Genomic DNA, 9,477 nt, shown 5'->3' on the forward strand with positions numbered 1-9,477 from the left:
GTGGCGGAGACGGCGCGGCACCTGACCCAGCTCGGCGACCGGCTGACCGCCTGCGGCACCCGCCTGCCTCATCGCCCGGCCGAACGTTTCCACGCTTTGTCCGGCCGCTTCGGGCCGGAGCCGGTGCGGCGCGCTTTGGCCGATCRCATGGCGCGATTGGCCGCCGCCGGCCGGCTGCTGGAAAGCTACTCCTATGTCGACGTGCTGCGCCGCGGCTACGCCCTGGTGCTGGACCCGGCTACCGGCCATGCCCTGGGATCGGCGCAAGAGGCGACGCCCCGCCGGGCCGTGTCGATCCGCTTCCAGGACGGCGAGGCCCCGGCCGTGATCGCCGGCAGCAAGTCTCACCGGCCCGCCCGCGCCCCCGACCCGAAGCCGGAGCAGGGATCGCTGCTGTAGGGGCTATGCCGGTTCCGCCAGGGCCCAGCGGCGCGGCGGATCGAGCCAGCGCACCAGCCGCAGCCCGGCGGCCGCCAGCGCCTCGGCCATCTGCGCGTCATCGATCAGCTCATGGGTGTAGCTCTGCGTCCAAACCCCGTCGATGGCTTCGGACCGAAGGGTGATATGGGACAGGCGGCCCTCATGCCGCACCGATTCGATGATATGGCGGATACCTGCTTCCTCTCCGGCCAGCCCGGGCTGCAGCGTCGCGAAGGTGGCGGGATTGCGCCGCTCGATCAGCACGGCACCGCCGGGCCCGACATGGCGCCGGCAGGTGGCGAGCAGGGCCGCGCGCGTCCGGGCGTCGGGAAAGTTGATCAGGGTGCTGGCCAGCAGCACCGCATCGAAGCTGCGGCCGAGGTCGAGTTCCTCGATATCCCCCAACACCGTCTCCGCGCCCCGGATATGGGCCAGCATCTCCGCCGAATTGTCGACCGCGGTCACGGCATAGCCGCGGCCGACCAGGGCGTGGGTGACGCGGCCCGGCCCCGAGCCCAGCTCCAGGATCGAGCCGCCGGCCGGGACCACGGCGGCGACGATCTCCGCCTCTCCGTCGTGCGGCAGGCGCCGGTACAGCTCGACGGCGCAGCCATCCTGGGTGTGCACGCCCGGACCGGTGCCGGTGAAACGGATCGCGGAGCTCATGCGGCGGTCCTCCCTTGCGTCCGTCCGAGATGGCGATGGCGGCCGGCCCGCGCCAGGGTTTGAGAAGCGTCCCGGTCGTGATTAGATGGCGATAAGCCCGCCCTCCCGGCGGGCCGTGACCGCACAGGAGGTTGCCTATGTCCCCGCGGGACGCCTGACCCACCGATTCCGCCTGTTCTGCGAGAACAGGGGGATCGGTTTCGACACGAACCCTTCGGTTCGGCCCTTCGACAGCACGACGCTGTTCTGTACGGCGGGCATGCAGCAGTTCAAGCCGCTGTTCATCGACCCATCCGTCACCGCCACCTTCGCCAATCTCCAGTCCTGCCTGCGCCTGGGCGATCTCGACGAGATCGGCGACGGCACGCATCTCCTTCGATTCGACATGCTCGGCCTGTTCTCGTTCCGCCAGATGACGGTCGGGCAGGCGATCGACTTCTGGCTCGGTTTCCTCAAGGAGATCGGGGCGTGGCCGGACCATGTCACCATCCATCCCGACCGCATGGCGGAATGGTCGTCGCTGTATCGCGGCCGGGTGCCGATCCGGCCCGACCCGGACTGCACCTGGAGCGACGGCAGCATCACCGGCCATTGCACCGAGTTCTACCGGGACGGGGTCGAGATCGGGAACATCGTCAACCCGCTTGGCACCTGCATCGATGCGGGGTTCGGGCTGGACCGGCTGGATGTGCTGGTCAACGGCACCCCGCCGACGACCCCGGCGGAGATCCTGGTCGATGGCATCGAGCGAATCATCGCCAGCGGGTACAAACCCGGCCCGAAGACGCAGGGCTATGTCTTGCGCAAGCTGCTGCGCCGGCTGTGGGCGATCGGCGGATCGCTCGACCATCCGTATTTCCGGGCGGAGGCGGCGCGGCAGCAGCGGCTGCGCGACCGCTATGCCCGGCTGAAGCCGCAGCATCCGGACAAGCCGCCGGAATGGTGGTTCGACACCCATGGCATCGATCTGGACGAGGTCGAGGGGCCGGCGTAAGCCGGCCCCAGCCATCCAACATTCCCAACCAAGGACCGAGGATGTTCGACGAAGACCTGGCCCGCTGGGGCGCGGTGCCGGACGGCGAGCCGATCATCACCCATGGCAGCCGGCTGCTGGCGGTGCGCTGCGGCGACCTGCCGGCGATGATCAAGCAGCCGGTGAACGCGGATGAGAAGCTGGGCTGCCTCTTGATGCAATACTGGACCGGCGAGGGCGCGGCGATGGTGCTGGCCCAGCACGGCGACACGCTGCTGCTGGAGCGCGCCACCGGCCCGGCCTCGCTCGTCGCCATGTCGCGGCAAGGGCAGGATGACGAGGCCTGCCGCATCCTGTGCGAGGCCGCTTCCCGGCTGCACGCGCCGCGCGGCCGGCCGCTGCCGGACGGGCTGCTGCCGCTGGAGACATGGTTCGAGCCGCTGACCCTGGGCGGCGGCCGCTATGGCGGCGTCGTGGCCCAGGCCGCCGACGCCGCCCGCGGCCTGCTGGCGGAGCGGCGCGACATCGTCACTCTGCATGGCGACCTGCACCACGACAACGTGCTGGATTTCGGCCCGCGCGGCTGGCTGGCGATCGACCCGCGGCACCTGGTCGGCGACCGCGGCTACGACTTCGGCAGCATCTTCACCAACCCCGACATGGGCTTCCCCGGCGCACCGGCCCTGGCCGAGCCGGGCTGGGCCGTGGCGACCCAGCCCGGCTACCTGGCCCGGCGCGCAGCGGTGGTGGCCGAGGCCGCGGGCATGGAGCGCGCCCGGCTGCTGCGCTGGGTGCTGGCCTCGGCCTCCCTCTCCGCCGTCTGGAGCCTCGATGACGGTGACCACCCGGCGATCGACCTGGCGGTGGCTGAGATGGCGCTGGCGGAGCTCGGCGGAGGCTGACGGGCCGTCGCCACCGCATTTTTTGCCGGCTGTGTCGGCGCCGGGCATACTCCGTCGTCCTCGGGAGGAAGAAGGAAATACCCGGATGCTGTACGCTGTCCTCTGCTACCACAACGAAGCCGTGACCGAGGCCTGGAGCAAGGCCGAAGACGACACCGTCATGGCCCGGCTGGCCGCGGTGCAGGAGCCGCTGGCCCGGCAGGGCAAGATCGGGCCCGTCGCCCGGCTGCTGCCGACCACCGCCGCCACCACCCTGCGCTCGGGCGTGGGCGAGCCGCTGGTGATCGACGGCCCCTTCGCCGAGACCAAGGAGCAGCTTCTCGGCTTCTACACCTTCGACTGCGCCTCGTTGGAGGAGGTGCTGGACATCGTGCGCGACCTCGCGCGCGCCAACCCCGGGGGATCCTATGAGATCCGCCCGATCCGCATCTTCAAGCCTGGGACAGCCGGATCATGACCGACCTCGCCTGGATCGACACGGCCTTCGCCTCTGCCCGCCCCCAGGCGCTCGGCGCGCTGCTGCGCTATTTCCGCGACCTGGACACGGCGGAGGAGGCATTCCAGGAGGCCTGCCTCCGGGCGCTGAAGACCTGGCCGCAGAAGGGGCCGCCGCGCGATCCGGCGGCCTGGCTGATCTTCGTCGGCCGCAACGCCGCCCTCGACGGCGTGCGCCGCGGCCGCAAGCAGGAGCCGCTGCCGCCGGACGAGCTGCTGTCCGACCTTGGCGACGCCGAGGCCGACCTGGCCGAGCGGCTGGACGGCGCCGAGTACCGCGACGACATCCTGCGGCTGCTGTTCATCTGCTGCCATCCCGACCTGCCGGCGACGCAGCAGATCGCGCTGGCGCTGCGCATCGTCTCCGGCCTGTCGGTCCGGCAGATCGCCCGCGCCTTCCTGGTCGGCGAGAGCGCGATGGAGCAGCGCATCACCCGGGCCAAGGCCAAGGTCGCCAATGCCGGGGTGCCGTTCGAGACCCCGGGCGCGCCGGAGCGGGCGCAGCGGCTGGCCATGGTCGCCGCCATGATCTACCTGGTCTTCAACGAGGGCTATTCCGCCGCCAACAGCGAGGAGGCGCCGCTGCGCGCGCCCCTGTGCGACGAGGCGATCCGCCTGGCCCGTCTGCTGCTGCGGCTGTTCCCGGCCGAGCCGGAGATCATGGGCCTCACCGCGCTGCTGCTGCTGCAGCACTCGCGCGCGCCGGCGCGGTTCGACGTCGCTGGCAGCATCGTGCTCTTGGAGGACCAGGACCGGACCCTGTGGAACCGCGCCATGATCGCCGAGGGGCTGGCCCTGATCGACAAGGCGATCCGCCACCGCAGCCCCGGCCCCTACCAGGTGCAGGCGGCGATCGCGGCGCTGCACGCCCGGGCGGCGCGGGCGCAGGATACCGACTGGGCCCAGATCGACCTGCTCTACGCCACGTTGGAGCGGCTGCAGCCCTCGCCGGTGGTGACGCTGAACCGCGCCGTCGCCGTGGCCAAGCTGCACGGTGCCGAGGCGGCGCTGGAGCTGATCGAGCCGCTGGCGCCGCGCCTGTCCGGCTATTTCTACTTCTTCGGGGTGCGCGGGGCGCTGCTGCAGCAGCTCGGCCGCTTCGGCGAGGCGCGCGAGGCCTTCAACCAGGCCATCGCCCTGGCCAACACCGCGGCCGAGGCCGCCCATATCCGCATGCATCTCGACCGGCTGCAGCAGGACGGCACCGCCGAAGTCGGCTGAGAGCCCGTCTGGAAATGCTACTGGTGCGGCCGTCTGACGGCGGTTTCTGCGCTTCCGGTGCTCACGGACCCAAACGTCCGCTGCGCGCCGGTTCTCGAAACCACCGCCATCCGACTCACACCAGCGCATTTCCAAACGGTCTCCGAGGCGGGAAAAATTTCTCGCAACCGTTGTCGGCGCCGCTCCGGCCCGTCCGTCCTTGAGGCAGGCCCGCAGCATCCGCCGCGGCGCGAACGAGCAATCAAGAGGATGTCATGGCCGAAACGACAGATCACGCAGCTCCCCCGGTCCTCGGCGGCCTGGTCGCCTATGTGAACGTCGAGGGCGCGCTGAAGGCGGCCGAGTTCTACCAAAAGGCCTTCGGCGCGAAGACGGTTTTTTCGGCGCCGCCCGACGACAAGGGCCGGACCATGCATGTCCATGCCCATGTCAACGGCAGCTCGTTGATGATCTCCGACTTCTATCCGGAGCATGGCTTCGCGGTCGAGACGCCGCAGGCCTTCACCCTGCAGCTCATCCTCAAGGCGGACGAGATCGACGCCTGGTGGAAGCGGGCGGTCGATGCCGGCTGTAAGGTCGAGGTGCCGCTGGACGTGATGTTCTGGGGCGACCGCTGGGGCCGGCTGAAGGACCCGTTCGGCATCGCCTGGGCGATGAACGCACCGGTCAAACCGTAACACCCGTTCGGCGGGACGCCGGCGGAAGGGCATGCGCCTTTCCGCCGGTCTTTCGTGATGCGATGGAGGAAGAGATGACCAGCCAGCATGACAGCAAGGCCGAGATCCGCGCCCTGATCGAGGAGCGCGCGGCGGCGTTGCGCCGCAAGGACGCTGAGGGCTTCGTCGCCTGCCAGTCGGCCGACTATGCCCTCTACTCCCTCTACTCCATGGGGTCGCCGCTGGCAGCCGACCAGGCGAGCGTCGAGGATGTGGACGGCTGGTTCGCCGGCTGGGACGGGCCGATCGGTTACGAGGTCCGCGATTTCGACATCGCCGCCGATGGCGAGATCGCCTTCTGCCACGGCCTCGCCCGGATGAGCGGCACCAAGACCGATGGCGAGACGGTCGATCTCTGGTTCCGCCTCACCCTCGGCGTGCGCCGGGCGGCCGATGGCTGGACCATCGTGCACGAGCATGAATCCGTGCCCTTCTACATGGACGGCAGCGGGCGGGCGGCGGTGGACCTGAAGCCTTGACGGTCAGGCGGTCCGGCTCAGGGCTTGCGCCGTTCCGCCGGCTCTTGTTTTGCACATCGACCTGTCGGATCGGCCGGCGCTGCTTCGTCCTCGGGACAGGCATCCGGATGGTCCGGATACAGATGGAGGAAGCGAAATGACCAGCCAGCATGACAGCGAGGCCGAGATCCGCACCCTGATCGAGGCGCGTTCGGCGGCGTTGCGCCGCAAGGACGCCAAGGGCGTCGTCGCCCGCCAGGCCGACGACTTCGTTCTCTACTCCCTGGCGCCGCCGCTGCGGACCACCGAATCCGGGACCGAGGGGCTGGACGCCTGGTTCGCCACCTGGGACGGGCCGATCGGCTACGAGGTGCACGACCTCGGCATCGCGGCCGATGGCGACGTCGCCTTCTGCCACGGCCTCGCCCGGCTGACCGGCACCAAGAGCGATGGTGAACGCGCGGACGTCTGGTTCCGCATCACCCTCGGCCTGCGCCGGACCGCCGATGGCTGGACCGTCGTGCACGAGCACGAATCCGTACCCTTCTACATGGACGGCAGCCTGCGGGCGGCGGTGGATCTGAAGCCCTGAGGGTCAGGCGGTCCGGTTGAGCGCTGGCGCCAGCAGCCGGACGCCGACCCAGCCCCAATAGACGCGGTGATGGGCGATCAGCCCGTGCTCGATGTCCATCACCTCGACCAGGTCGACCTGGTCGCCATGCGGCGTCTCGCGCGGGTATTCCCAGACCAGTTGCCGGCCATCGGCGTAGAAGGTGCCGGTGCGGTACCATCGGCTGAGCTCGCCCTGCAGCGTGCGCAGCCCGGCGGCGAAGAACGACCGGATCGGCTCCCGCCCGCGCAACACGCCCTCGCCGAGGTCCGGCAGGGTCGCCAGGATCAGCGGCGTCTCCAGCACCGCGTCCTCGGCGTAGAGAGCCACCAGGCCGTCCAGGTCGCGGCCGCGGACGGTCTCGTGCCAGCGCTCATAGATCCGGCGGATGTCGGCATCGGTGGTCATCGGGATCTCCATCGGGGTTTGGCCGAAGCCTAGGCCGATGGCATGCCGGAGGGGTGCGGGAACGCTTCGATGCCGGTCGAACCGTCTCGATCGGCCGTGGCCCATCTTGACAGGCGCGCCGCAGCCCTCCCATCGTCGGGGCCATGGCGGATCCCGTGCCCCTGGGCCGGCCGGTCCTCGGCCTGGCCGAGCCGCAGCTTCTCGTCGCCGACATCCGGGCGGCCTGCGGCTTCTATGCCGGGACGCTCGGCTTCTCGGTCGCCTTTACCTATGGCGAGCCGCCCTTCTACGCCCAGATCCAGCGCGACGCGGCGCGGCTGAACCTGCGCTGGGTCCAGGGCGCCGTCTTCGCCCCCGGCTTCCGCGAGCGGGAGGTCGACGTCCTGTCGGCGACGATCGCGGTCGACGACCCCAAGGCGCTGTTCCTGGAGCTGCAGGCGGCCGGCGCGCCGTTCCACCAGTCGCTGCGGACCGAACCCTGGGGCGCCCGCACCTTCATCATCCGCGACCCGGACGACAACCTGATCGCCTTTGCCGGCTGACCGGCTGTTCGGCGCTACGACGCCCCCCAGATCCGGCCCTGGTCGACGATCCAGTGCTTCTTCTCCGCTGCGGTCACCACCAGGATGGGCAGCCCGTAGAGGAGGCTGGCGAAGACGTGTGCCTCGGTCGGGGTGGGGGACAGGGTCTCGGTCATGAGGAAGGCTTCCGGTGTGTGTCCCGCCGGCGCCTCCAGCCTGGGTGCCAGGCAGTTCCGGGACAGCGGCGCCGAGGGCACGATCCGGCTGCCGTCGCCGCTGACCAGGACACGCTGGTGGCCGGCATACACCTTCACCTGCGGATCGGCGCTGGCGGCCAGGAGATAGACTCGCCAGTCCCCGGTGCCGGGATCGCGGAAGGCCACGGGGCTGTAAGGCAGCTTGCAGAGCGGAATCAGGCTGGCGGCCGCCAGCTGCCCGGCGGCGAGCTGGGCCGACTGGTCCGGCGTCAGGCTCGGATCCGCCGGCCGGGTCATGATGGGGGCTTGGCCGTCGCCGGCGAAGGTCACGTCATAGGCCGCCTCGAACCGGTCGCCCCTCTGCCGGACGAAGCGCACCAGCACGTTGTCGCCGGAGACATCCGTCACCCGGCCCCGCATGTCCGGGGCCCGCAGATCCGCGCCCTCGGCGAGGGCGACATCGGTGGCCCGCGCGGTGGCGATGTCGAGGGTGTAGAGGGTGCGGCCCAGCGCCTCGATCCGGCGGATCTCCGGCGATGTCTGGGCAACCAGCTTGGAGCCTGCGACATCCGTCGTCGCGACCGGCGGAGCCTTGTCGGCGCAAGCGGCCAGGGCGGCCAGCACGGCGAGCGGCAGCGCCGCGCGCCGTAACGCGTTGGCCGCGCCGAACCGGCGCGGCGAAGTGGTGGTGTCGTTCATCTGCCCCCCCTGCGCCGCCAGCAGGCCGTGTCCGGCGGCGGCGGCCAAGCGCGGCCTACTCCTTCACCGTGGCGATGGTGCCCTGGGCGACCAGCCAGCGCTTGCCGTCCGCGGTCAGCACGATCAGCGGCAGGTCCTGGCGCAGGCTGAGAAAGACGTGCAGCTCCGTCGGGATCGCCGAGGCCGGCTCGGAGACCATGAAGGCGACGGCCCGGTGGCCCTCGGTGGCCTTCTCGCCGGCCAGGCAGGAGGGCGGCGGCAGCCGGCCGCCGGACAGGATGCGGCCGCCATCCGGGCTGACCAGGAAGCGGTAATGGCCGCCGACCATGAACACGCCGGGCTCGGTCGACGTCGCCAGGGCATAGACCCGCCAGTTGCGGGTGCCGGGATCGCGGAATGCGACCGGCCGATAGGTCTTGGAGCAGGGCTGGTCCAGCCGCCCCAGCGCCAGCTGCGCCGCGGCGAACTGGCCGGTCTGGTCCGGCGTCAGCGGCGCGCCGTCGCGGCGGGCGAGGGTGGGGGCGCCGCCGCCGGCATCGACCGTGACGTCATACGCCGCCTCCGGCCCCTGGCCGCCACGGCGCACGAAGCGGACCAGGATGCCGTTCTCCGCCGGCTCGGTCACCCAGCCGACGATGCCGCCGGCCTGCGGGTCGATGCCGTTGCGGCGCAGCGCCGCACTGGCCAGGGCGGCGGCGCCGTCGATCGCATAGATCTGCCGGCCCAGGGTCACGGCCCGGCGGAACTCCGGCCCGGTCTGCGGCACCACCTTGGACGGCGCGGCCGTATCGGCGGGCGGGACCGTCTGGCCGGGCGCCGCCTGGCCCGGTGCAGGCTGCTGCTGGGCCGCGACCTCGCCGGCCGGCAGGGCAATCGCCGCCAGCAGCAGGGCGGCGCGCCCGAGGCGGCGAAGGGCGATGGAGGGGTGGCGCATGCTGTCTCCGCTGTAACCCGGGGCCACCATGCCGCGCCGTGCGGGCCGGGCCAACCCCCTGCCTGCAGCGACGAGGCCGGGGCGGGAACCGTTCCCTGGAGGTGGCGCTGTAACGGATTCCGGATTCCGCTGTTGCTGTCGTATGGGCGCGTCGCGCGGCGTCGTCGCGACGGTTGCCCGGTGCCGCACGATGCAACTCTGAGGAGAAAAAGACCATGACAACCCGCAACCTCGAACAGGATGTCGATCTCCTGACC

General features: G+C 70.9%; 13 protein-coding genes. 9 read left to right on the top strand and 4 right to left on the bottom strand.

Annotated features, from left to right (window positions below; all coding sequences use genetic code 11):
* On the top strand, window positions 1–399 hold a 399-nt coding region (locus tag AB4Z01_RS34880; protein ID WP_441701262.1), incomplete at its 5' end, for an exodeoxyribonuclease VII large subunit.
* 3 nt (window positions 400–402) lie between these two features.
* On the opposite strand, the gene AB4Z01_RS34885 is transcribed toward AB4Z01_RS34880, so the two are convergent.
* The gene (locus tag AB4Z01_RS34885) at window positions 403–1,086 is read right to left on the bottom strand and encodes a class I SAM-dependent methyltransferase (protein WP_441701264.1); all 684 of its coding nucleotides are present in this window, start codon (window positions 1,084–1,086) and stop codon (window positions 403–405) included.
* A 115-nt stretch (window positions 1,087–1,201) separates the two neighbouring features.
* On the opposite strand from AB4Z01_RS34885, the gene AB4Z01_RS34890 reads away from it, so the two are divergent.
* The 7 genes from AB4Z01_RS34890 (at window position 1,202) to AB4Z01_RS34920 (ending at window position 6,443) form a co-directional block, all read left to right on the top strand.
* Window positions 1,202–2,080, top strand: coding sequence for an alanine--tRNA ligase-related protein (locus tag AB4Z01_RS34890; protein WP_441701266.1), 879 nt, complete (start codon window positions 1,202–1,204; stop codon window positions 2,078–2,080).
* A gap of 41 nt (window positions 2,081–2,121) precedes the next feature.
* On the top strand, window positions 2,122–2,961 hold the full coding sequence (locus tag AB4Z01_RS34895; protein WP_441701268.1) for an aminoglycoside phosphotransferase family protein: 840 nt from the start codon (window positions 2,122–2,124) through the stop codon (window positions 2,959–2,961).
* An 85-nt stretch (window positions 2,962–3,046) separates the two neighbouring features.
* Window positions 3,047–3,418, top strand: coding sequence for a YciI family protein (locus AB4Z01_RS34900; RefSeq protein WP_441701270.1), 372 nt, complete (start codon window positions 3,047–3,049; stop codon window positions 3,416–3,418).
* Complete coding sequence (locus tag AB4Z01_RS34905; protein WP_441701271.1) at window positions 3,415–4,677, top strand: RNA polymerase sigma factor; 1,263 nt, start codon at window positions 3,415–3,417, stop codon at window positions 4,675–4,677. The genes AB4Z01_RS34900 and AB4Z01_RS34905 overlap by 4 nt, the downstream gene beginning before the upstream one ends.
* Window positions 4,678–4,931: 254 nt before the next feature.
* Window positions 4,932–5,354 (top strand): VOC family protein, encoded by a 423-nt coding sequence (locus tag AB4Z01_RS34910; RefSeq protein WP_441701273.1) that lies wholly within the window; start codon window positions 4,932–4,934, stop codon window positions 5,352–5,354.
* A gap of 74 nt (window positions 5,355–5,428) precedes the next feature.
* The gene (locus tag AB4Z01_RS34915) at window positions 5,429–5,872 is read left to right on the top strand and encodes a YybH family protein (RefSeq protein ID WP_441701275.1); all 444 of its coding nucleotides are present in this window, start codon (window positions 5,429–5,431) and stop codon (window positions 5,870–5,872) included.
* Window positions 5,873–6,008: 136 nt separating this feature from the next.
* Complete coding sequence (locus tag AB4Z01_RS34920) at window positions 6,009–6,443, top strand: YybH family protein (RefSeq protein WP_441701277.1); 435 nt, start codon at window positions 6,009–6,011, stop codon at window positions 6,441–6,443.
* A gap of 3 nt (window positions 6,444–6,446) precedes the next feature.
* On the opposite strand, the gene AB4Z01_RS34925 is transcribed toward AB4Z01_RS34920, so the two are convergent.
* Complete coding sequence (locus tag AB4Z01_RS34925) at window positions 6,447–6,869, bottom strand: nuclear transport factor 2 family protein (protein WP_441701279.1); 423 nt, start codon at window positions 6,867–6,869, stop codon at window positions 6,447–6,449.
* Window positions 6,870–7,012: 143 nt separating this feature from the next.
* Here AB4Z01_RS34925 and AB4Z01_RS34930 point away from each other — a divergent pair, with 143 nt between their 5' ends.
* A complete protein-coding gene (locus tag AB4Z01_RS34930) occupies window positions 7,013–7,411 on the top strand; it encodes a VOC family protein (RefSeq protein WP_441701281.1) in 399 nt (132 codons plus the stop codon).
* A gap of 14 nt (window positions 7,412–7,425) precedes the next feature.
* On the opposite strand, the gene AB4Z01_RS34935 is transcribed toward AB4Z01_RS34930, so the two are convergent.
* Window positions 7,426–8,334, bottom strand: a complete 909-nt coding sequence (locus tag AB4Z01_RS34935; RefSeq protein ID WP_441701283.1) for a hypothetical protein — start codon at window positions 8,332–8,334, stop codon at window positions 7,426–7,428.
* A 7-nt stretch (window positions 8,335–8,341) separates the two neighbouring features.
* Window positions 8,342–9,220: a hypothetical protein gene (locus tag AB4Z01_RS34940; protein ID WP_441701285.1), complete on the bottom strand. Its 879-nt coding sequence runs from the start codon at window positions 9,218–9,220 to the stop codon at window positions 8,342–8,344.
* Between the last annotated feature and the right edge of the window lie 257 nt (window positions 9,221–9,477).

Origin of the sequence: Inquilinus sp. YAF38, assembly GCF_052113205.1 — a bacterium.
Lineage (GTDB): Bacteria > Pseudomonadota > Alphaproteobacteria > DSM-16000 > Inquilinaceae > Inquilinus.